Source organism: Constantimarinum furrinae (genome assembly GCF_014295415.1).
GTDB lineage: Bacteria > Bacteroidota > Bacteroidia > Flavobacteriales > Flavobacteriaceae > Constantimarinum > Constantimarinum furrinae.
This window is the reverse complement of the sequence record NZ_CP052909.1, coordinates 387169-410296: the sequence shown is the minus strand read 5'-3', so window position 1 is coordinate 410296 and position 23128 is coordinate 387169. Positions and strand designations below refer to the sequence as shown.

At 39.9% G+C, this 23128-nt stretch carries 22 protein-coding genes; 19 read left to right on the top strand and 3 right to left on the bottom strand.

Going from position 1 to position 23128, the window contains the following annotated elements; translation table 11 throughout:
- Nucleotides 1-13 precede the first annotated feature (13 nt).
- From ALE3EI_RS01965 to ALE3EI_RS01940, 6 genes are read left to right on the top strand one after another with little or no spacing between them, the layout of a single operon-like run.
- Nucleotides 14-430: an RrF2 family transcriptional regulator gene (locus ALE3EI_RS01965; RefSeq protein ID WP_186990306.1), complete on the top strand. Its 417-nt coding sequence runs from the start codon at nucleotides 14-16 to the stop codon at nucleotides 428-430.
- A 7-nt stretch (nucleotides 431-437) separates the two neighbouring features.
- Nucleotides 438-1379 carry a pyridoxal-phosphate dependent enzyme gene (locus ALE3EI_RS01960; protein ID WP_186990304.1) on the top strand — a complete coding sequence of 314 codons (942 nt, stop codon included), beginning with the start codon at nucleotides 438-440 and terminating at the stop codon, nucleotides 1377-1379.
- Between the two features lie 28 nt (nucleotides 1380-1407).
- The gene (locus ALE3EI_RS01955; RefSeq protein WP_186990301.1) at nucleotides 1408-2511 is read left to right on the top strand and encodes an acyloxyacyl hydrolase; all 1104 of its coding nucleotides are present in this window, start codon (nucleotides 1408-1410) and stop codon (nucleotides 2509-2511) included.
- 2 nt (nucleotides 2512-2513) lie between these two features.
- Nucleotides 2514-3263, top strand: coding sequence for a head GIN domain-containing protein (locus tag ALE3EI_RS01950; RefSeq protein ID WP_186990299.1), 750 nt, complete (start codon nucleotides 2514-2516; stop codon nucleotides 3261-3263).
- Nucleotides 3264-3289: 26 nt separating this feature from the next.
- Entirely contained in the window at nucleotides 3290-4399 is a 1110-nt protein-coding gene (locus ALE3EI_RS01945; protein ID WP_186990297.1) for an acyloxyacyl hydrolase, read from the top strand.
- 4 nt (nucleotides 4400-4403) lie between these two features.
- The gene (locus ALE3EI_RS01940; RefSeq protein WP_186990295.1) at nucleotides 4404-5156 is read left to right on the top strand and encodes a head GIN domain-containing protein; all 753 of its coding nucleotides are present in this window, start codon (nucleotides 4404-4406) and stop codon (nucleotides 5154-5156) included.
- Here the strand turns inward: ALE3EI_RS01940 and gldA are convergent.
- The gene (gene gldA, locus ALE3EI_RS01935) at nucleotides 5143-6042 is read right to left on the bottom strand and encodes a gliding motility-associated ABC transporter ATP-binding subunit GldA (RefSeq protein WP_186990293.1); all 900 of its coding nucleotides are present in this window, start codon (nucleotides 6040-6042) and stop codon (nucleotides 5143-5145) included. The genes ALE3EI_RS01940 and gldA overlap by 14 nt on opposite strands.
- Before the next feature lie 257 nt (nucleotides 6043-6299).
- Between gldA and ALE3EI_RS01930 the strand changes: the two genes are divergently transcribed.
- From ALE3EI_RS01930 to rlmN, 11 genes are all read left to right on the top strand, one after another.
- Nucleotides 6300-7382, top strand: coding sequence for a bifunctional 3-deoxy-7-phosphoheptulonate synthase/chorismate mutase type II (locus tag ALE3EI_RS01930; protein ID WP_186990291.1), 1083 nt, complete (start codon nucleotides 6300-6302; stop codon nucleotides 7380-7382).
- A gap of 91 nt (nucleotides 7383-7473) precedes the next feature.
- Nucleotides 7474-8424, top strand: a complete 951-nt coding sequence (gene rsgA, locus ALE3EI_RS01925) for a ribosome small subunit-dependent GTPase A (protein WP_186990289.1) — start codon at nucleotides 7474-7476, stop codon at nucleotides 8422-8424.
- On the top strand, nucleotides 8421-8873 hold the full coding sequence (gene dtd / locus ALE3EI_RS01920) for a D-aminoacyl-tRNA deacylase (protein ID WP_186990287.1): 453 nt from the start codon (nucleotides 8421-8423) through the stop codon (nucleotides 8871-8873). Before rsgA ends, dtd begins: the two co-directional genes overlap by 4 nt.
- Nucleotides 8874-8971: 98 nt before the next feature.
- On the top strand, nucleotides 8972-10879 hold the full coding sequence (locus tag ALE3EI_RS01915) for a DUF3857 domain-containing protein (RefSeq protein WP_186990285.1): 1908 nt from the start codon (nucleotides 8972-8974) through the stop codon (nucleotides 10877-10879).
- Nucleotides 10880-10894: 15 nt separating this feature from the next.
- Nucleotides 10895-12919 (top strand): DUF3858 domain-containing protein, encoded by a 2025-nt coding sequence (locus tag ALE3EI_RS01910; RefSeq protein ID WP_186990283.1) that lies wholly within the window; start codon nucleotides 10895-10897, stop codon nucleotides 12917-12919.
- Between the two features lie 3 nt (nucleotides 12920-12922).
- Entirely contained in the window at nucleotides 12923-13249 is a 327-nt protein-coding gene (locus tag ALE3EI_RS01905; protein ID WP_186990281.1) for a nucleotide pyrophosphohydrolase, read from the top strand.
- Complete coding sequence (locus tag ALE3EI_RS01900; RefSeq protein ID WP_186990279.1) at nucleotides 13249-13491, top strand: hypothetical protein; 243 nt, start codon at nucleotides 13249-13251, stop codon at nucleotides 13489-13491. Before ALE3EI_RS01905 ends, ALE3EI_RS01900 begins: the two co-directional genes overlap by 1 nt.
- Nucleotides 13488-14720 carry a 3-phosphoshikimate 1-carboxyvinyltransferase gene (locus ALE3EI_RS01895; protein WP_186990277.1) on the top strand — a complete coding sequence of 411 codons (1233 nt, stop codon included), beginning with the start codon at nucleotides 13488-13490 and terminating at the stop codon, nucleotides 14718-14720. Before ALE3EI_RS01900 ends, ALE3EI_RS01895 begins: the two co-directional genes overlap by 4 nt.
- 80 nt (nucleotides 14721-14800) lie before the next feature.
- The gene (gene queA / locus ALE3EI_RS01890; RefSeq protein WP_186992261.1) at nucleotides 14801-15850 is read left to right on the top strand and encodes a tRNA preQ1(34) S-adenosylmethionine ribosyltransferase-isomerase QueA; all 1050 of its coding nucleotides are present in this window, start codon (nucleotides 14801-14803) and stop codon (nucleotides 15848-15850) included.
- Between the two features lie 115 nt (nucleotides 15851-15965).
- The gene (locus ALE3EI_RS01885) at nucleotides 15966-17621 is read left to right on the top strand and encodes a T9SS type A sorting domain-containing protein (protein WP_186990275.1); all 1656 of its coding nucleotides are present in this window, start codon (nucleotides 15966-15968) and stop codon (nucleotides 17619-17621) included.
- 96 nt (nucleotides 17622-17717) lie between these two features.
- Complete coding sequence (gene rlmN, locus ALE3EI_RS01880; protein WP_186990273.1) at nucleotides 17718-18758, top strand: 23S rRNA (adenine(2503)-C(2))-methyltransferase RlmN; 1041 nt, start codon at nucleotides 17718-17720, stop codon at nucleotides 18756-18758.
- 40 nt (nucleotides 18759-18798) lie between these two features.
- Here rlmN and ALE3EI_RS01875 read toward each other — a convergent pair whose 3' ends face one another.
- A complete protein-coding gene (locus ALE3EI_RS01875; RefSeq protein WP_186990271.1) occupies nucleotides 18799-19281 on the bottom strand; it encodes a hypothetical protein in 483 nt (160 codons plus the stop codon).
- A 192-nt stretch (nucleotides 19282-19473) separates the two neighbouring features.
- The gene (locus ALE3EI_RS01870) at nucleotides 19474-20283 is read right to left on the bottom strand and encodes a T9SS type A sorting domain-containing protein (RefSeq protein WP_186990269.1); all 810 of its coding nucleotides are present in this window, start codon (nucleotides 20281-20283) and stop codon (nucleotides 19474-19476) included.
- Between the two features lie 102 nt (nucleotides 20284-20385).
- Here ALE3EI_RS01870 and ALE3EI_RS01865 point away from each other — a divergent pair, with 102 nt between their 5' ends.
- Together ALE3EI_RS01865 and ALE3EI_RS01860 are read left to right on the top strand one after the other, a co-directional pair.
- Nucleotides 20386-20553: a hypothetical protein gene (locus ALE3EI_RS01865; protein ID WP_186990267.1), complete on the top strand. Its 168-nt coding sequence runs from the start codon at nucleotides 20386-20388 to the stop codon at nucleotides 20551-20553.
- A complete protein-coding gene (locus ALE3EI_RS01860; protein ID WP_186990265.1) occupies nucleotides 20540-23080 on the top strand; it encodes an alkaline phosphatase family protein in 2541 nt (846 codons plus the stop codon). Before ALE3EI_RS01865 ends, ALE3EI_RS01860 begins: the two co-directional genes overlap by 14 nt.
- The last annotated feature ends 48 nt before the right edge of the window (nucleotides 23081-23128 follow it).

Sequence of the window (23128 nt, the reverse complement as noted above, 5' to 3'; positions counted from 1 at the left end):
ATAATTATTGAAAATGCTCTCCAGAAAAACGAAATACGGATTAAAAGCACTTGCCTATCTGGCGAGACGGAACGAAAATACACCCGTGCAGATCGCTTCTATTTCTGCTTCAGAAAATATTTCTCAGAAATTTCTGGAAAGTATTTTATTGTCTTTGCGAAAGGCCGGGTTCCTAGGTTCGAAAAAAGGAAAAGGCGGCGGCTATTTTTTACTGATGCAGCCGGGAGAAATTTCCATAGCTGCGGTGTTTCGTATCCTTGAAGGGCCAATTGCGATGGTTCCCTGTGTAAGCCTCAATTTTTATAAAAAATGTGACGATTGCCCGGATGAAGATGCTTGTTCTGTACATAAACTGATGATCGAAGTGCGGGATAAAAACCTTGCGATCCTTGAGAATACCAGTCTCAAGGACCTAATCGATTCTAAATAGATCGTAGATGATTCCCTCCAAAGCACAACTTGATTCGGCCTATAGTATCGTAAAACCTTATGTGCATCGTACTCCGGTACTTTCTTCTTCTCTGTTAAATGAATTAACGGGTTCGAACCTGTTCTTTAAATGTGAGAACTTTCAAAAAATGGGTGCATTTAAGATGAGGGGAGCAGTACATGCTATTTCAAAATTAAACGATAACGAAAAAGCCCGTGGGGTGGTCACGCATTCTTCGGGAAATTTTGCGCAGGCCTTGTCATTAGCCGCAAAAAGTCTTAATACCAAGGCTTATATCGTAATGCCCGTAAATGCTCCCGAAGTAAAAAAAAGAGCGGTGAAACAATACGGTGGAATCATTACCGAATCGGAGGCTACCATACAGGCGAGAGAAGCAGCAGCAGAAGAGATCATCCAGGAAACAGGAGCGACATTTATTCATCCGTCCAATGATACGAATGTAATTTTAGGACAGGGCACAGCCGCAATCGAACTTTTGGAAGAACAACCACTATTGGATTGTATTATGGTACCTGTTGGCGGTGGCGGACTCATAGCAGGAACTGCGCTTGCAGCCCGCTACTATGGTAAGAACTGTAAAGTGATAGGTGGAGAGCCTATGTTGGCAGATGATGCTTATCGTTCTTTAAAAAGCGGAAAGATTGAATTAAACGATACTGCTAATACCATTGCAGATGGTTTGCGAACATATTTGGGCGATAAGAATTTCCCTATAATAAAATCCCTGGTGTCAGAAATAATAAGAGTGGAAGAAGAAGAGATCCGTACCGCGATGCGGCTTATTATGGAGCGTATGAAAATTATAGTTGAAACTTCCTCTGCCGTTCCCTTCGCAGCCTTGTTAAAAGAACAGTCAAATTTTGCTGGCAAAAACGTCGGGATCATAATCTCCGGTGGGAATGTCGATTTGAGCGAATTAACTTTTTAGAGCCTCCATTTTTCCGTTATTTTGCACCATGCCTCAAAGATTTGCAATACTGGCTTTAATGCTTTGGGTAGGTTTCGTTTCTGCCCAGCAAACTACTTCAGACACCTATTTACTTGACGGGGGATACTTTTATGGATCTATTCTACGGCATAACAAGGATATTTCACATCTTATAAGAAATCATCCGCAAGGTCTAATGCTTGGGTTCAGTAAAAAGACCTTCGGAGAAAAGGCCTGGCAACAGCGCTATAATTATCCGGATTACGGAATTTCATTCGTTTATCACGATCCGCTTTACGACGTCCTTGGATCCAATATGGGGGTATATGCCCACCTCAATTTTTATTTTCTGAAGCGAAATCTGAGTTTTAAGATCGGTCAAGGGATTGCATACAATACAAATCCGTTTCATCTGGACAATAACCCGAAGAACACTGCCTATGGAAGTCGGTTGTTAGGTGCTGCCTATGGAATGCTTCAGTATAAAAAGGATCGATTGTTCGGGCCTGTTGGAGTATATGCGGGATTGTCACTTTTTCATTACTCCAACGGAAATTTCAGAGCTCCCAATACCAGTACCAATACCGTTGCAGGTAACATCGGACTTACGTATTCACTTACTTCCGAAGAAAACGAGCAAAATTATGTCCATTTGGACTCGTTGCCAAAAGTTTCCGAAGCCATAAAACTGAATCTTATGATAAGAGGCGGTCTAAATGAAAGCGATTATGTGAATTTGGGTCAGCATCCGTTTGTGGTTTTTTCAGCCTATGCCGATAAAAGATTAACTGCATTAAACAGTATTACTCTTGGGGGCGAATTCTTTATTTCCGAATTTTTGAGAAAGGAGATAGCATATGTATCGATAGCTTTTCCGGGCGGTACAGTTAGTGGAGAGGAAGATCATAAACGAGTAGGGCTATTTATGGGGCACGAATTGCATATTAATACATTTGCGGTCATAACTCAACTCGGGTATTATGTATATTATCCCTATGATTTTGAAGGCAGAACCTACTTGAGAGCAGGATTAAAATACAGGATTAGTAATCAATTATTCTGTGCGGCCACTTTAAAAACACATGGAGCAAAAGCCGAAGCAATAGAATTTGGATTAGGAATACGAATTTAAAAATGAAGATAAAATACATACTTCTGGTGCTACTAAGTGTCTCCTGTTCGGCAGACAGGCTGGACACCTGTTTTAGGAGTGCTGGGAACACAATCCAAATTTTTGAGGAGATTTCAGATTTTTCAAGAATACAAATTGAGGGGGAAGTATCCTTAACGGTAAAACAGGGACCGGTGCATGAGGTTTTAATTACGACCGGGGAAAACCTGATGGAAGAAATTTCCGTAACTAAAGAAGGTGATCTCCTTATAATAAGAGATGCCAATTATTGCAACATTGCGAGGGAGTACGGTGTTACCCACGCTACAGTGACAACACCCACGCTAACGGAAATTAGAAACAGTTCCTCATATGATGTAGTGGGAGAGGGTGTACTTAATTTCGATGTATTGCGTTTAATTAGCAACACTACCGGTAATATTGAAGAAGTGCAGAAAAGCGGTGATTTCAGATTAATAATAAATACCGAGCATCTGAATGTTTCTGCAAACGGGCAGAGTATATTCTATATATCGGGGTCCACCGAAAGTGCAACGCTCAGTTTTACCGATGAACTTCCACGGTTTGAAGGAAGTGCACTTATTATAAATGAGCTTACGATTTTTCAACGAAGTGCCAATAAAATGATAGTGAATCCACAGCATAGAATATCGGGTAAAATCTATGGAACGGGGGATGTTATTTCCCTCTCCAGACCCCCAATTATTGACGTGGAAGAATTCTTTACCGGACGGCTAATTTTTCAGGATTAGTGTATATTTACGCGATTATAAAAAAAATGAAGTATACCTATTGCCTGCTCATTCTTATTTTCCCGCTTAATCTTGCGCTGGCACAACAAAAGGAGTTAAAACCTGTCTCTCTGGAGCTCGATTATTTCTACGGAAGTATCATGGAGCACAATCCGGACATTGCGCATTTAATTACCGGACATCCAACGGGTTTTATTCTGGCCTATAATCGGAAAACCTACGGGTGGAACGAATGGGAAGCGAGGTATAATTATCCCGATTGGGGTTTTACTGTGGCCTATCAGGATCTGAAAAATCCCTTTTTGGGTGAAAATATATCGGCCTATGGTCATTTTACATGGTACTTTATGGAAAGAAACCTGTCCATTAGAGTCGCCCAGGGTATCGCTTATGCTTCCAACCCCTATGATCCTGAAACGAATTTTCAGAATAATGCTTACGGAAGCAGATTTTTAAGTTCTACTTTTTTAAAGGTGAATTATGTTAAGGAAAATATTTATAAAGGTCTAGGGTTTCAGGCCGGATTTGGTGTGATACATTACTCGAACGCGAATTTTAAAGCGCCGAACAATAGTACAAATACACTGTATTTTAATGCCGGATTGAGTTATCAATTCAATTCAATAGATTTTCCCGGCTATATCCCTTTGGGCTCCTGGGCCAGCAGTCATTATGCCGAAAGGATTAAATACAACGCGGTTTTCAGGACAGGAGTTAATGAAGCCGATGTCAACGGACTGGGACAATTTCCCTTTTACACCGCTTCTTTTTTTGCAGATAAGCGCATTAACTATAAAAGCACCTTTCAGGTTGGGGTAGATTTCTTCTTTTCAACCTTCCTGGAAACATTAATCGATTACAGATCTGTTGCGTATCCCGGCGAAGGATTGACAGGAGACGAAGACTATAGGAGAATAGGTGTATTTATCGGGCATGAGCTGAGGTTTAACAAAGTGGCATTCGTATCTCAACTGGGAAAATATGTATATTGGCCCTACGAGTTTGAGAATAATATTTATAACAGACTGGGCGTAAAACGCTATTTTCTGAATGACAAAATGTTTGGGGTAATAACGGTTAAAGCACACTGGGCCAAAGCCGAAGCTGTGGAATTTGGAATAGGAGTTCGAATTTAATGAAATGAAAAAATTAATCTACATACTAGGCATTTTAACGGTAATGGGTTGTGATTCTGAATATGCCTGGGATTGTGTTCAAAGCTCGGGCGATATTGTACAGGAAGATTATACGGTAGAGATCTTTAAAACGGTGCAAGTCTGGGAGCGGGTACAACTTTTTATATCCAAGGGGAATCATCAATCTGTTAGGGTAGTAACCGGTTCGAACTTACTGCCCGAAGTTCAGGTGGTTGTTGAAGACAGTATTTTAAAGGTTTCAGACCGAAACAGTTGTAATCATGTGCGGGACTACGGAATTACCAAGGTGTATGTGACAACTCCAAGGAATATTTTTGAGATTCGGAACAGTTCCGGACTTCCTGTTATTGGTGAGGGGACCCTTCAGTTTGAAGAGCTTACATTAAATTCTACAGATCCACAAAATCTCGATGTGTACCACTTTGACGGTGATTTCAGAATGGATCTGAATGTTGGCCGACTCAAAATTAAAGCCAACGGCCTATCCAAGTTTTATTTAACCGGTAGAGTAGGATTCGGGAATTTTCAGCTTACCGATGGTGACGCGCGTATTGAAGCTCCCGAACTATTAATAGAAAATCTGTTTGTTTTTCACCGCAGTACGAACAAAATGATTGTGTATCCCAGGGATAAGATCGCCGGAAAGATCCTAAGCGTGGGTAACATCATCGCAAAAAACCGACCCCCAATCGTTGAGGTGGAGGAGCTATGGACCGGTAAGCTTATTTTTGAGTAGTTAACTGGGTAAATAATTTTTCTAAGGTAGGATTCTTTTGATGAAGTTGCAGGATCTTTAAGCCATTATCATGGGCAAAATCGAATACCTTACTGCGCATATCTTCTTTAGAATTAAAATAGATCTCGTAAACGAAGCCAACCGTGTTGTTAACCGCTGAAACCTGTGGCAATTGCTGTAAAGCAACTTCTTCAACCCTGTAATCAAACTCCACTTCCACGATTTGTTTTTCATCCGATTTCAGTTCGCTTAGTTTTTTATCAAGTACAATAACCCCTCTGTCGATGATGATCACACGATCGCAAATCGCTTCTACCTCCTGCATAATATGTGTAGAGAGCAATACTGTTTTCTTACTACCGATATTTTTGATAAGATCGCGGATTTCGATCAACTGATTGGGATCTAATCCGGTGGTTGGTTCGTCGAGGATGAGCACTTCGGGGTTGTGGAGTAGGGCATTGGCAATTCCTACCCGTTGCCGGTATCCCTTGGAAAGTTGTCCTATCTTTTTATGTGCCTCGGGTAGTAAATTCGTCTGAGCAATTACTGTATCGATCTCTGTCTTTGGAATACCGTAAATTTCGGCATTATATTGTAAGAATTCACGAACGTACATATCCAGATACAAAGGATTGTGCTCGGGTAGATAGCCAACACTTTTTTGTACATTCTTTTTTTCTTCTGAAACATTAAAACCATTTACCAAAGCCTCGCCTTCAGTTGCCGGCAAATAAGAAGTTAGGATCTTCATCATCGTCGATTTTCCGGCTCCGTTTGGCCCAAGAAATCCGACGATCTCTCCGGTTTTTATACTGAAAGAAACGTCCTGAAGTGCATGCTGCTCTCCATATGTTTTAGTAATATTTTTAACTTCTATCGACATATTTTTTTCAGAATAACAAAACTACATAAATTTATATCGCAGCAGACAAATAAAGGAGCGCAAAAAACAGATAAAAAGATTTTTATCCTAAATTTTATTAGCTACTTTAGCCGGGATGTTTAGAGTAATCACACACTTAGTTTCCTGCAATTGGTGGCTTCAGCTAAAAAACTGTCGTTAACCGGGATTATTGTGTTTTACAATATTTATAATGTGAAGTCCCGTACAGGGACTTTTTTATTTTATGGTTTAAACTTATGGAAAACAGTAAAAAACTGCGCTCCTGGCTGGATGCTTTTCATTTAAGTCATCCTCTGGTTATTGCCGGCCCGTGCAGTGCCGAAACGGAAGAGCAGGTACTTAAGATCGCGCATCAACTCAAAGATACCGATGCTACGGTACTTCGTGCCGGAATATGGAAGCCGCGAACCCGTCCGGGAAATTTTGAAGGAGTAGGAGCATTGGGACTTAAATGGTTGCAAAAAGCGAAACAGGAAACAGGAATGCTTATAACTACCGAGGTAGCGAACGCACACCACGTCGATCTGGCCTTACAACACGATGTGGATATACTTTGGGTAGGAGCAAGAACGACGGTATCTCCCTTTATGGTGCAGGAAATTGCCGATGCCTTAAAAGGTACCGATAAAACGGTACTGGTAAAGAACCCTGTTAATCCGGATCTCGCACTGTGGATAGGAGCGGTTGAGCGATTTTATGAAGCAGATATTCATAATCTGGGGGTCATTCACCGGGGTTTTTCCACCTATGAAAAAACACGATACCGAAATAACCCGGAGTGGCAGATTCCAATTGACCTGCAAAACCGGTTTCCCGACCTTCCGCTTATTTTAGATCCCTCGCATATCGCCGGAAGAAGAGATATAATCTTCGATCTCTGCCAGACTGCATTGGATCTCAATTACGACGGACTCATGATAGAAACACACTATGATCCGGATAATGCGTGGAGTGATGCAAAACAGCAAATTACCCCTCAGCGACTTGAGCAAATGACCGTAGACTTACGTATAAGAAAAGAAGTAGGAGATGCGGTAGAATTTAAAAACAGGCTAAATACGCTGCGAACCCAAATTGATGTGATCGACAATCAGATTGTTGATATGATGGGCAAGCGAATGAAGATCGCCGATGCCATTGGCTTGCTAAAAAAGGAAAACAACGTTGCTATCTTACAAGTGAAACGATGGAATGAAGTGCTGGGGCGGATGATACTGGAAGGTGAGCAGAACGGCTTAAGCGAAGAATTTATATTGCGTATGTATAAGGCAATACATCAGGAGTCTATTAGCCATCAGGAGAAAGTATATAAATCCTGATGATGACCGTGTACCTAAGATTAGCTTATGTCAATTGTTTTTTACAGTCTTTTTTTGTTCTATTCCGTTCTAATTTACATCTTTGTTCGTAATGAAAGGAGTTGTTTACAAATCGACCGGAAGCTGGTATACTGTTAAAGGAGAGAACGGAACCTTTTATGAATGTCGTATAAAGGGAAAATTCAGGATAGGAGGTATAAAAAGCACCAATCCAATTGCCGTGGGTGATCATGTTGTTTTTGAAGTAGAGACCAAGGGAGATGAAACTGTGGGGGTCATTTCGAAGATCGAAGAACGCGATAATTATATTATCCGAAAATCGGTAAATCTTTCAAAGCAAACACATATCATTGCTTCCAATATTGATGTCGCATTTTTACTGATCACCTTAAACAACCCTCCAACCTTTACCACCTTTATCGACAGGTTTCTGGTAACTGCTGAAGCTTACCATATTAAGGCAGTGCTGTTGTTTAATAAGATCGATCTTTACAACGAAGACGAATTACTCGAAATAAAATACCTGGCCGCCTTATATCGTAAAATAGGCTATGAGTGTATAGGGATTTCAGCAAAAACCGGAAAAAACATAGACAAGGTAAAGCAGCTCATGGTTGAAAAAGTGAGCATGTTTTCGGGGCATAGCGGTGTAGGAAAATCCACGCTTATTAATACCATGGAGAGCAAGCTCGATATAAAGACTTCAGAAATATCGGAACAACATATGCAGGGGCAACATACTACTACTTTTGCCGAAATGTATGACTTGTCCTTCGACGCAAGAATTATTGATACGCCCGGGATAAAGGGTTTTGGAGTGGTAGAGATCGAAAAGGAAGAGTTGGGGGATTATTTTCCGGAGTTTTTTGAACTAAAACAAGACTGTAAGTTTAACAATTGCCTTCATCTCGAAGAACCCCAATGTGCCGTTAAAGAAGCATTGGAGAATGAAGAAATTGCTTGGTCCCGCTACAAAAGTTACCTGCAGATCATGGAAGGGGAAGAAGAGAATTACCGAAAGGATATTTATACAAATACATGAGAGTTGTAATACAAAGAGTGAAAAATGCTTCAGTGGTAGTTGAAAACGAGCTGGTTTCAGAAATTGGTCACGGATTTCTTATTTTACTCGGAATAGAAACTGCAGACACTTCAGAAGATATTGACTGGCTTACCGGGAAAATTGCAAAATTGCGGGTCTTTTCAGATGTAAATGATGCTATGAATCTTTCGATCATTGATACCGACGGGGATTGTCTGGTAGTGAGTCAGTTTACCTTGCATGCCGGCACCAAAAAAGGAAATCGCCCTTCTTTTATAAAAGCTGCTCGTCCCGACATTGCCATTCCGTTATATGAAGAGTTTGTAAAAAAACTGGAAGCAGAATTAAATAAAACGGTCTTGACCGGGACGTTCGGAGCCATGATGGATGTATGTCTGGTAAATGACGGTCCGGTGACCATTTTCATAGATTCTAAAAATAGAGAATGATTGGATGCAGACGGGAGTAAGGAATTTCAGTTATTTTTTAAATTAATATTTTAAATATTAATAATTTTTTATATTACCACCCCATTAAGTAATACCCCATGATTTTTCGTTTCAGATTATCCTTAATATTTCTTCTGTTCACGTTTTTAGTAGCTGCTCAAGAAAAATACTCGGTTAAGGCTATTCCATTAGAATTAAGACAAAATGCGAATAGTGTCCTTATTAGCGAAACAATAGAAGTTGATATTTCACAACCGAAAAAACAACATGTTTTGCAGACCAGCGTTGTTACCGTTTTTAATAAAAAAGGGGATAATGATATTGCAACCTATGTGAGTTATGCCGATGACAGCAAGATAAAGGAAGCCAATATCTGGATTTATGATAAAGACGGAAAGGAAATTAAACGGTATAAAAAAAGGGACTTTACAGATGTGACACTATCGGATGGGTTCTCTTTGTTCAATTCGGCACGGGTGATGTATGTAAATTATACTCCGGTTAATTACCCATACACCATGGTTTTTACTTATGAATTTGAAAGCGAGACCACGGCATTTCTTTACGGTTGGAATCCTTTGAACGATTACGCGTCAAGCACTCAAAAAAGTGAATTTCGTGTAAAATTTGATGCTGAGAATAAGCCTCGCTACGATGCAAAGAATCTTGAAAAATTCAATATTACCATTTCTGAAAATCCCGGTGAGTTGATTTTTAAGGCCGAAAATATCAAGGCTATCGAATATGAAGAAGGGGCTCCTTCCTTGTCGGAAATTGGTCCGTCACTGTCTATTGCTTTAGATAAATTCTATCTGAAAGGTGTTTACGGAGAGGTTAAGAATTGGAATCAGTTTGGATCCTGGATGGATCAGAATTTACTCACGGGAGTGCGCGAGTTACCCGAAGGAACGGTTGCAAATATAAAAAACCTTATAAAAGACGAAACTACCAACGAAGGAAAGGCAAGAAAGATCTATAAATACCTTCAGGATAAAGTACGATATGTGAGCATACAAATTGGGATTGGTGGCTGGAAACCTATGCTGGCCTCCGATGTCGATAAACTGAGCTATGGGGACTGTAAAGCACTTACCAATTATACTAAAGCATTATTGGAAGTCGCAGGTGTCCCGTCCTATTACACCATAGTCTATGCGGGTGAAGAACAAAGGGACATAAAAAAGGATTTTACAGCCTTACAGGGAAATCACGCCATTCTCGGGGTGCCGGATGGGGATACGATCACATGGCTCGAATGCACTAGCCAAATTACTCCTTATGGTTATAACGGCACATTTACAGACGACAGGGATGTTTTAATAATAACACCGGAAGGAGGAAAGATCGTACGAACCAAAAAATATCCGACTCAGGAAAATGTTAGGAGCCTCAATGCGTCCCTGCAACTCAAAGATGATCTTAAAATTTCGGGAGCTTTGGAAGAATCTTCCGAAGGCTTACAGTATGAAAGATATTATCATCTGGAAAATGAAAAGCAAGAGGATATCTTACAATATTACAAAGAACGATGGGGGCATTTAAACAATTTCAATCCTTCTGAAATTGAATTTGAGAATGATGATGTGGAAGTAACCTTCACCGAGAAAATGAATTTTACCGCGACCAATTATGTGTCTAAGGCAGGATCCCGACTGTTGCTAAACCCAAATATTTTTAACCGGGTAAAGTCAATGCCGGCTACGAACAAGAACAGATCGTTACCCTATAAAATAAGTCGCGGGCAGGTATATAAGGATGAGATAGAGATTACATTGCCGGATGAGTATAAGGTCGAATCGGTTATGGAAGCTGTTGAAATTAACGAATCCTTTGGGAGTTATAAGGCTTCCGTATCTACATCTGAAAACAATAAAATTGTGTATACCAGAGAGTTTATCATTGAACCCGGCAGTTATCTCGGAGATGAGTATCAGGCCTATACCGACTTTATGAAGACTGTTATTAAGAAGGACAGATCTAAAATTGTTTTATCAAAGAAAAATTAATTTATAATCATTGCTATGAAATTTTTACTAGTACTTACTATTTGTTTTTTCACAACCCTTTCGGGAAATTCCCAGAATTATAAATTCGGAAAGGTTTCCAAAGAAGAACTTGAGGAAAAGGCAGATCCGCTGTATCCCGATGCCGATGCATCGGTACTTTACAGGGAATACAAGACCCACTTCGAATATACACAGGGAGAAGGATTTACTATTTACACGCAGGTATTTGAACGTATTAAGATTTATAATCCAGAAGGATTTGATTGGGGAAGTGTTGTTGTAAAAACCTACAATCACAACAAGGCACGAGAAGAATTTGGCTCTTTGAAGGGTACAACATACAATCTGGTAAAAGGATCCATTGAGAAAGAAAAACTTAAAAGTAATGGTGTTTTTGAAGCGCGATTAAATAACTATTATATCAATAATACATTCACCATGCCTAACTTAAAACCAGGTAGTGTGATTGAATATGAATACAAGATATCCTCTCCATTTAATGATATTGAGAACATCGACTTACAATATACCATTCCAATAAGAAAGGAAGTTGTTGAAGTAAGAGTGCCGGAATATTATGTTTACAATAATTTTAGTAACCCTCAGGCTGCTGTGAGTTACAACTATGAGAAGGATACTAAAGAAATTGAGGTCGCTATTCGCAGTCGAAGTGGGTTGGGAAGTGCTAACCATAATAGTGTATTTGATAATGCTCCGGGTAATAGCGGTGGAATGTTTAAATACAAAGAGAATATTTACATGTTGGACGAGGAAAATATACCCCCTTTAAAAAAGGAATCACTGGTAGATAATCTTTCAAACTATCGAGCTAAATCTATTTGGGAACTTGCTTTAATTAAGAATCCTAATGGAATCCCGAAGTCGTATTCAACTACATGGGAGGATGTAACTAAAAGCATTTACGAAAATGATGATTTTGTAAATCAAATAAAGAGAAAAGGGTACTTTGAAGAAGATATGGCAACGGCAATTTCGGGCTTGGACGACCCTTTAGAGAAAATGGCGGCGATTTTCCATTTTGTCAAGACTAAGGTAAAATGGAACGACTATCTGGGGTATTTCCCCGAAAATGGGGTAAAGAAAGCATATTCAGAGGGGTTAGGGAATTCAGCCGATATTAACCTAATGCTGGTGTCTATGTTGCAAAGCGCTAATTTAAATGCGAATCCGGTTCTGGTAAGTACCCGAAGTAATGGAATACCCTTATTTCCAACCCGTTATGGTTTTAATTATGTGATTGCCAGTGTTGAATTTAACAACCAATTGTATCTAATGGATGCCACAGCACCTTTTAGCGGAATAAATATGTTGCCGGAAAGAGCTATGAACTGGCAGGGAAGATTAATTCGTCCCGATGGCACCTCTCAAGGTGTAGGATTATATCCGGGTTTTCCGTCTAAAGAACAAACCTATGTTCAAGCAGAAATTGTTGACGGAGTAATTGAGGCAAAGGTGAGACAACGCAAGGGGGATCATTTTGCAAGAGCTTATAGAGAAAAATTTGTGAATTCTTCAATTGAATCGCAAATGAGTAATCTAAACCCTGACAATGAAGCTGTGAATATTTCTGACTTGGAAGTAAAAGACCTTGAGTCTCTTTCTCAAAATGTCAATTTAAGCTATAGCGCAAGTGCACTTGCGATCATTGAGGAAATTAACGGGGAATTATATCTCTCCCCCATGCTGTTCTTTGGGGAAAAAGAAAATCCGTTCAAGGCAGATACAAGAGATTACCCGATATTTTTCGGATATCCCTTCTCGAACAAGTACAATATAAATATCAAAATTCCCGAAGGTTATAAAGTGACTTCAGTCCCGGAAGGGATCAAGGCCAATTTATCAAATAATATGGGTAGTTATACGTATCTTGCAAAAGAAGTAGGCGGAATGATACAATTGTCTGTAGAACTTGAGATCAATGCGCCCATCATTTTGTCTCAGGATTACCAGTTTCTTAAAGCAATGTTCACCCAGATCATTGAAAAGGAGAAAGAAAAAGTAGTGCTTACTAAAGCGTAACACATGGATTTAAAAAATGCCCAGCTTGCCGTAGATGCCTGGATCAAGGAACACGGAGTTCGTTATTTCAATGAGCTTACCAATATGGCGCAGCTCACCGAAGAAGTAGGGGAAGTAGCGCGTATTATTGCGAGACGGTACGGGGAACAGAGTGAGAAAGAAAGCGATAAACATAAAGACCTGGGAGAAGAACTAGCCGATGTGATCTTCGTAGTCCTATGTCTTGCCAATCAAACAGGGGTTGATCTGGAAGATGCTTTTAATAAAAAACTTGACAAAAAGACGCAAAGAGATCACGACAGACATCATTCGAATAAAAAGTTACAATAATGTTTAAGAAAGTGATCTCATATCCGGGTTTTTGGCGATCTGTTGTCATACTTGGGATGATCTATATGGCAATATTGTTCTTGATTCAATGGGCGTTTACCGGGTTTTCATTATTGTTTTTTACGGCACAGAAACCGCTTACGCTTTTGGCAGTATTCGTGATCGGTACTTTTGTCTGTGGCTTTTCGGTAAGTTACGCTAAATTTTGGGGAAAATTTAAACGTGATCAGTATCAAAAATGAAAGCGTATCTTTCTTCAGGCACACTTAAAAAACAAGTAGAAGTGCAGATAACAGGTTCCAAGAGTGAATCTAACCGATTGCTTATTCTTCAGGCATTATATCCGAACCTTAAGATCGAGAACCTTTCCAATAGTGATGATACAACCGTTTTACAAAACGGACTATTAAATAATACCACAACCATAGATATTGGGCATGCCGGAACTGCAATGCGATTTTTAACGGCTTACTTTGCTTCCAGGAAAGGCGCTAAGATCACCATTACCGGTAGTAAAAGAATGCAGGAGAGGCCTATTGGCGTTCTGGTAGATGCATTAATGGATCTTGGTGCTCAAATATTGTATCTTGAAAATGACGGCTTTCCCCCGTTGGAAATCGAAGGGGATAGCATAGTACACCCCAAGGTGGAAATTCTGGCAAATACCAGCAGTCAGTATGTTACCGCCTTACTCCTTATAGCTCCATCTCTGAAACATGGTCTCCAAATAGAATTATTGGGTGATATTACCAGCAGATCCTATATCGAAATGACCCTGTCCCTGCTTGAGCAGATAGGTATAAAGACAACTTTTTCTGAAAATTGCATCTCTGTTTTTCCTTCGGAAGGAATTGAAGATCAAACTGTGACAGTCGAATCAGATTGGAGTTCGGCTTCCTATTTTTATAGTCTGGTTGCCCTTTCTGAAGAGCTTTCGGTAACCTTGAAGAGCTACCGGATCAATAGCCTTCAGGGCGACGCTGTAATCGTCGATATTTATCAGCAATTGGGTGTGTCTACTACATTTAACCCGCATGATGGTTCTATCACTTTAACTGCTTCAGAAACTAAACTCCCCGAAACTCTTTCTCTGGACCTGACCAATACGCCCGATATTGCACAAACCATAGCAGTTACTTGCTTCGGTTTGGGAATTTCCTGTGACCTTACAGGCTTGCATACTCTCAAGATCAAGGAAACCGACCGTTTGGTGGCATTAAAAACCGAATTGGAAAAACTGGGTGCTTCAGTTGTGATTAATCAGGATGGGATTTCGGTACGATCTTCGGGTGAAATTAAAGATTCCGTTGAAATAGAAACCTATAACGACCACCGTATGGCCATGGCATTTGCCCCGCTGGCTGTGAAGACCGATATCTGTATTGATGATTGCGAAGTGGTTTCTAAATCCTATCCGGGATTCTTTGAAGATTTGATAAAAGTGGGTATTAAAGCAGAATTTAAAAGATAAATGCGTATTTACTTGACAACCCCTATGCTGAGGTTGTATATTTGCCCCTTTTCAAAGCCAAAACCACACGTACTATGGGAATGAAACTCTCGAATTTCAATTTTAATTTACCCCCCGAACTTTTAGCCGAATATCCAGCTCCTAACAGAGACGAAGCCCGTCTAATGGTCCTTAACAGAAAGGAAAAGACCATTGAGCACAAAATGTTTAAAGACCTTATCGATTATTTTGAGGAAGATGATGTACTGGTGCTTAACAATACCAAGGTTTTTCCGGCCAGATTGTTTGGTAATAAAGAAAAAACAGGAGCCCGAATCGAGGTTTTTCTATTACGAGAATTAAATTCTGAAACCCGACTCTGGGATGTACTGGTAGATCCCGCGCGTAAGATAAGAATTGGAAACAAATTGTATTTCGGTGAAGACGAATCTTTGGTTGCCGAGGTGATCGATAATACCACTTCCCGAGGACGTACCCTGCGTTTTTTGTTTGACGGTTCCTATGAAGAATTTAGAAATAAACTTACCGAACTGGGTGAAACCCCGCTTCCAAAATATATAAAGAGAGATGTAGAGCCGGAAGATGCAGAACGGTATCAAACGATCTTCGCAAAGCAGGAAGGTGCTGTTGCAGCCCCAACCGCCGGACTACACTTTTCGAAACACCTTTTAAAACGCCTTGAGATAAAAGGAGTGGATTTTGCCGAAGTAACCTTGCATGTAGGATTGGGAACTTTCAGCCCGGTAGAGGTTGAAGACCTTTCCAAACACAAAATGGACTCGGAAGAGATCATCATTGGTCAGGAGGCGGTAGACATCATCAATAATGGTGTAAAGCGTAAAAAGAGGATCTGTGCCGTGGGAACTACAGTGATGAGAGCTCTTGAAAGTTCAGTTTCTTCAAATCATACGCTCAATGCATATTCCGGTTGGACGAATAAGTTTATTTTTCCTCCCTACGACTTTAGTATTGCAAATACCATGGTAACTAATTTTCATACTCCAAAATCAACTTTATTGATGATGGTAGCTGCTTTTGCGGGTCACGAGTTCATAAAAGAAGCCTATGCGGAAGCCATAAAAGAGAAATACAGGTTCTATACCTACGGCGATGCTATGTTGATCATATAAAAACTGAAGCCCTGAAGAAATTCAGGGTTTTTTTATTTTGTAAAGAATTGATTTTCAAATATCAAAATAAAACGGTATTTTAGTAAGTCTATAGCGTAGCTAACTAATACCGTCGATGAGAAAAACACTACTTCTGGTTTTCTTATGTTTACTTGGCTTCTCCTCTTTTTCTCAGGAAATTGATGAGGCAATCCCTGTTAGCTGGAGTCTGGGAATTCAAAACCGGATATCTCCTATTGAGTTACCCCCTTTAAATCTGGATCAGATCTATCTTGAAGATCTGGTGAACGACCGCGATAAAAGCAAGCCGTGGCGTTATGGTATTACCCGTGAACTTGATCTCGATCTTAAAAATGACGGAACATTAACGGTTTTGGAAAATGGTGACAAACTTTGGCTTATCGCGATTCGTTCTCCGGAAGCTTTAAATTTAAGCGTTAATTTTGATGATTTCTTTATTCCTGAAGGCGCACGTGTACAACTGTTTAGCTTGGACGGCAACGAATTTTCCAGGGTCTACAACGATAGCGACAACCGACCCAGTAATATTTTCGGAAGCTGGTTTATTGCCGGTGAAACGATCTGGATAGAATATTATCAACCCAGATCGGTGACCGATCAGGCAAGTCTGGAAATTTCAGGAATTATACACGGATATCGCAACGGCAACGAAAACCGATCGGCAGGAGCGAACCGAGGGATCAACGAATCCGGAGCCTGCAATTATGATGTGAACTGCCCCATTGGTGCTGATTTTGACGATAGAAAAAATGAAGTAAAGAAATCTGTGGTGCTGTTAACTCTCGGAAACGGCTATTTGTGTTCTGCCGTATTGGTCAATAATACCCTACGCGATAAAACACCGTATTTACTTACCGGAAATCATTGTCTGGAGAATAGTGATCCTGCACTTTGGTCCATTCGTTTTAACTGGATGAGTCCTAATCCTGTCTGTGGCACTGAAGAAGAAAGTATCGATATACAGACTAATTTTACAATGAGTGGGGCAGAACTCAAAGCCAGTAATAGCTTAAGCGATTTTGTTCTGGTGGAATTGTTCAATGAAATTCCAACAACTTGGGATGTTGCATTTGCGGGTTGGGATAATAGAGATTTGTTACCCGAATTTGAAGTTGGGATCCATCATCCCACCGGAGATATTATGAAAATTTGTCGTGATGATAGCGGTGCTGTTAAGGATATAGCTTCGGGTACCGAAGTCTGGCTTATTAAAGGGGCTTCTGCCGGAAACGGAAACGGATGGGAAATTGGGACCACCGAAAGTGGTTCGTCCGGGTCTCCGCTGTTTAATGAAAATGGTCGTGTAATCGGTCAATTGTATGGAGGAGAATCTTTTTGTGAGGGTACAGCAAACAATGGTGAATTTGATGTCTACGGGAGATTTGGAATATCCTGGAACAGTGGCAATACCTCTTCAACCCGATTGAGTGATTGGCTGGATCCAAATGGTTCGGGACAACCCTATATCGATACCATGCTCAATATACTTAACATTCCGGATAACGAATTGACAGGGAGTTTGGATATTTTTCCAAATCCGGCAACCACCGAGATCACAATTATGAATTCCCGTTATCCAAATCTGGAGTACCAGTTTTACACAGTAAGCGGGCAGATGCTGTCTAAAGGTTCGCTTTCCAATACCATGAATACGATTTCAGTAGATTCTTATACTAAGGGGGTTTACTTTTTACGACTTATTGATAACGACAGCAATTCAGAAATAACAAAGAAGATCATAATAAATTAAGTAACCACCAATTAATTATTATGTTGTTTAGAACCTTATCTCTTTCAAGAGATAAGGTTTTTTTATCGGAGGCGATTCCCGTATTTTTGCAGGGTAATGAAAAATGAAAAAAGGGACATCCGTGCATTATCGAAAGAGGAGCTTCGCGAATTTTTTGAACATATAGGCGATAAGCGCTTTCGCGGCGATCAGGTCTATGAATGGCTGTGGAATAAAGGGGCGCATAGCTTCGAGGCCATGACCAATATTTCAAAAGAAACCCGACAGCAACTGGAGCAGCAGTTCGTGATCAATCATATCGAAGTCGACAGTCTTCAAAAAAGTGCCGACGGCACCGTTAAAAATGCGGTAAAGCTTCACGACGGACTTATAGTAGAATCTGTGTTGATCCCTACTAAAAAAAGAACTACGGCCTGTGTATCGTCTCAGGTAGGGTGCAGTCTCGACTGTAAGTTTTGTGCCACCGCCCGTCTCAAACGCATGCGTAATTTAAATCCCGACGAGATCTACGACCAGGTGGTTGCCATAGACAGAGAAAGCCGCTTGTATCACGACAGACCGCTTTCGAACATAGTGTTTATGGGAATGGGAGAGCCTTTAATGAACTATAAGAATGTGCTGGCTTCCATCGATAAGATCACAGACCCCGAAGGGCTGGGCATGTCTCCAAAGCGTATCACTGTTTCAACATCCGGGGTGCCGAAGATGATCAAAAAACTGGCAGACGACAAGGTAAAATTCAATCTTGCAGTGTCATTGCATTCGGGTATTCAGGAAACCCGGGAGCAGATCATGCCGTTTGCCAAAAGTTTTACGCTTACCGATCTGCGGGAATCATTGGAATATTGGTATGAACACACCAAAAGAAAGATCACTTACGAGTATGTGGTATGGAAGGACATCAACGATAAGCAGGAAGATATAGATGCTCTGGTGAAGTTCTGTAACTATGTGCCCTGCAAGGTAAATCTCATTGAGTATAACCCCATAGACGACGGTGACTTTCAACAGGCACCTACCGATGCCATAGACAGTTATATTGAGCAGTTAGAGCGAAACCGTATCCCGGTTACCGTAAGACGAAGCAGAGGAAAGGATATTGATGCCGCCTGCGGGCAGTTGGCGAATAAGCATTAAAAAAGCGGCACATGGTGCCGCTTTTTTGTTAATAGGAAAATTATAGAGGTGGGTAACAGGTCGTGCCATTCCAAACAGCACAAATTATTTGACAAAACTTGAAATTTGGACGAACACAAAAGCATTCAGGATTACTGGAGTCATCCTTACAATATTCAGTAAGTTCATTTACCTGAATGTTTGAGAAATCTATATATGTATAGGTCTCATTCTCAAGATCACTTTTTTCAATTTTCAGACCTTGTGTGGTACTGATCCCGTTTTTGGAACCGTGCACCTTATAATAATAAAAGTTTTTCGTATCACTATAGTGCGCGGTGACGAATTCTACGTCATCAAAATAGCGAACAAAATTCTTTTGAATGTGATCATTCAGATCCTCATTTTCAATGGTTTTGATAATGTCATCTGAAATTGTAGTGGTCTTTTCCGAGGTGATAATCGGATTCTCGTCTTTTTCGGTAAAACTGTAAACTGCAAAACCAACAGTTACAACGGCCAAGATAAATAGGGCTTTTTTCATAATATAGAAATTTAAATTAAACAATCTATTTTACGCGGGAGCCACAAGTAATCACATAACAATGTGATTCAAAATTGAATAAATAATAGGGGAGAAATAAATGGACATAAAGATTTGATGTCCAGCTTAAATAAATTTACAAAAAAACCGACACAAAGTGCCGGTTTTTTAATAAAAATTATTTTTATGAAATTACTTCTTAACTACTTTGATAGTTCTTTGTGCACCTTCAATAGTTACAGTAGCCAAATAGATTCCTGAGGTCTGAGCCGACAGGTCTATGGTTTCATTAGTACTTGTTAGATCTTGAGAGATCACTTTTTGACCAAGAACATTATAGATGTCTACATTGTCCATAGCTACAGCAGCTTTAAGTACCAATTGATTATTAGTGTCTACTAAGAACTGGAAGTTACTGAAAGCCTCATCTCCAACACCCAATCCTCCGGTATCACCTGCGGCAATTGCCATATCAGGTGTAGATTCATAAGCATAATCTTTGATCGTAAAGTTAGATCCATCAGCGGGAACATCTAATCTAACCCATCCGTAATGAGTATCTCCTCCGATGTTAAATCTAAGACCAAGATATTTATCGACTTGTCCACCACACCACTGACTATTAGTATATGTGCATCCACCCCAGTTTAGTGTTTGGTATACTGAATGTTGGTAAAAGTTTTGACCGCTACTAATTGGTGCTCCACTACTTAAAGCCAATGGATAGTTATAATTTCCACCAAAGTTTAGTCCTAATATAGAATTCGAGTTGCTATTGTAAACTCGAACTGCAGGCACGTCACTTCTTGCAATGATATCGTAATCGATAGAAGTATCACCATCAAGATCTAACATATAATTAGATCCTGTTATAGTCTCGTCCGGGTCGATATCTGTGTAAATAATCTGACCGGCAGCATCAGAAACTCCAGCAATTGCTAAAGATAATGCTCCATACTGCGAAAGTCTTTTTGATAACTTTTTTGTAGTAATTTTTTTCATATTAATTAGGATTTGAATTAATTGTTTTGTTGTTTTAAACCCCAAAACAGGGACAACGAGAGCATGAATTTAAGATTAAATGAGTACAATCACAAATAATTTATGGAAAACGCCAAAAAAAATAAAAAATTAACAGAATTTAAAATTACTAAGGAAGGTTCTTTAGGACTTCTGGCCTATGGAGATATAGGACTTCGGGAATGGAGAAAGGTTAGGAATGCAATTTTAAAGGAAGAAGGAAATAAAAGTACGCTAGATGAAAAAGAATAAATTATTGTTGATAGGATGGGATGCTGCAGATTGGAAAATAATAGGTCCTTTATTAGCAAAGGGACAAATGCCAACACTTAAAAAAATTATAGATAATGGGATATGGGGAAATATGAGTACAATGAACCCTCCCTATAGTCCCATGTTGTGGTCATCGGTTGCTACAGGGAAGACTCCCGATAAGCATGGTGTTCTCGGTTTTATTGAAATTGCACCCGATCTTAAAGGCTTGCGACCTGTAACCAGTCAATCCAGAAATTCACGTGCAATCTGGAACATTCTAAATAGTAAGGGATACAAATCCAATGTCGTAGGTTGGTGGCCGAGCTACCCGGCGGAGCCAATAAATGGAGTGATGGTGTCCGATAAATTTCAAAAAGTAAATAAGGACCCAAAGAAAAAAAATCCTATACCTAAAGGAGTCATTCATCCTGACGAATTGCGAAAGGATATGAAAGATCTAAGGATGTTTCCATATGAAGTGACTTCAGAACATATTCTCCCTTTTATTCCTAATGCAGGTCGAATTGACCAGGAAAAAGACAAAGGGTTAGACGCATTTGCAAAGATGTTTGCTGAAAATGTTTCCGTGCATGCAGCGGCAACGAATGTAATGAGAACGACAGAATGGGATTTTATGGCGATCTACTATGATCTTATCGATCATTTTTGTCATGCCTATATGAAGTATCACCCACCAAAGATGAAAGGGGTGCCTCTTCCTTTATATGAAGTATATAAGGATGCAGTCGTTGGAGCATATCGTTTTCAGGATATGATGTTAGAACGAACGTTAGACCTAATCGATGATGACACTACAGTCGTGATCATGTCCGACCACGGATTCGAATCGGGAAATAAACGTATTCTTAAAATGCCTAAGTATCCAGCAGCTCCTGCATTGGATCACCGACAGTTTGGAATCTTTGTAGCCAGTGGTCCCAATATTAAAAAGAACGAAAAAATATTCGGTCTGGGGCTCATTGATGTTGCACCAACAATTTTACATCATTTCGGTCTTCCGGTTGGTAAGGATATGGATGGAAATGTTGCGTTAGATATCTTTAAAAATCCAGGAACCCCCGAATATATCGATAGTTGGGAGAATATAGAAGGAAATTTCGGTGAGCTTGACAAAGACTCTAAAACTGATCAGCTAAGCGATCAGGAAACCATGGAGCAATTGATCGAACTGGGGTATATTGAGCGTCCCGATGAAAAGATTGAAACTGCAATACTTAAAACTAAATGTGATCTAAAGCATAATCTGGCCAGAGTGTATTTGGGAAAAAAGGATTATTCGAAATCACTGAAACTTTTATTAGAACTGGTAGAAGAAAAAGAACCTGTGGATGTGATTCCTTATTATATGGACTTATTGACGATTAGTCTAAAAATGCTCGACTATGATAAAGCTGAAGAATATTTAAATATCTTAAGAGAGCGAAATTCGGAATTTAAGCTGAATACCTATTTTGCTGAAGCTCAAATATTGGTGGGTAAAGAAAAGGTTTCTGAAGCCCTCGCTGTTTTAGAGAATGCTAAAGATAAAAGTCCGAATAGTGAAGTATGGTTTCAAATTGGAAAACTATACCGAAGACTCAGCCGGTATACCGATGCCAAATTAGCCTACGAAGAGGCCATACTCTTAGAATCTGATAAAGCTAAATTTCACCGGGCGTTGGCTGAAGTTTTACTTAGAATGGGTGAGTATGAAGATGCTGCCGAAAGTGCGCTAACAAGTATCGAATTGGTGAAATATTTTCCGGAAGCACATTATACTCTCGGAGAAGCCCTTGAAAAGTTAGGAGATCTGGAAAACGCAAAGATCGCTTACGAAACAGCTGCGAGGTTAAAACCTAAAGCATATCCTAGGGCGGAAAAAGCTTTGGAGAACGTAATTGAAAAAATTCAGAAGCCACTAAATCTTGAAGATAAAAACGATCATAAATACAGAAAAGATCAGATTGTTGTAGTATCGGGATTACCACGTTCAGGTACTTCTCTTATGATGCAGATGCTTGATAAAGCTGGGCTCGACTCCCTTGTGGATGGGAAACGAAAAGCAGACGAGTCGAATCCAAAAGGATACTACGAGTATGAGCCTGTAATGGCCTTACATAAGGATAATTCATGGCTGGATAAAGCACAAAACAAGTCGGTAAAGGTTGTAGCCCCATTGCTGAAGTATCTCGATCCGAATTTCAGATATAAAATAGTATTTATGACACGAAATTTGGATGAAGTCGTGAAGTCTCAACAAAAGATGATAGGTAAAGATACAAATACAATTCCGGTGAAATTATACAATGCATACTGGGAGCAACTTTCTGCAGTAGAAGTATGGAAGGATAAAGAACCTGGAGTGGAGCTTATCTATGTTGATTATAAAGATGTTTTGGAGAATCCTGAATCAATTAGTGAAAAGGTAAGTTCCTTTATAGGAGTGGACATGGATGAGACAGCCATGGCAGCTTGTGTCGATAAATCCTTATACCGAAACAAGGTTAAAACTGCCGTTGAGTAATAAAAGCAATATGCAATTTCTGGCGCAGGGGAATACCTATTCCACTGC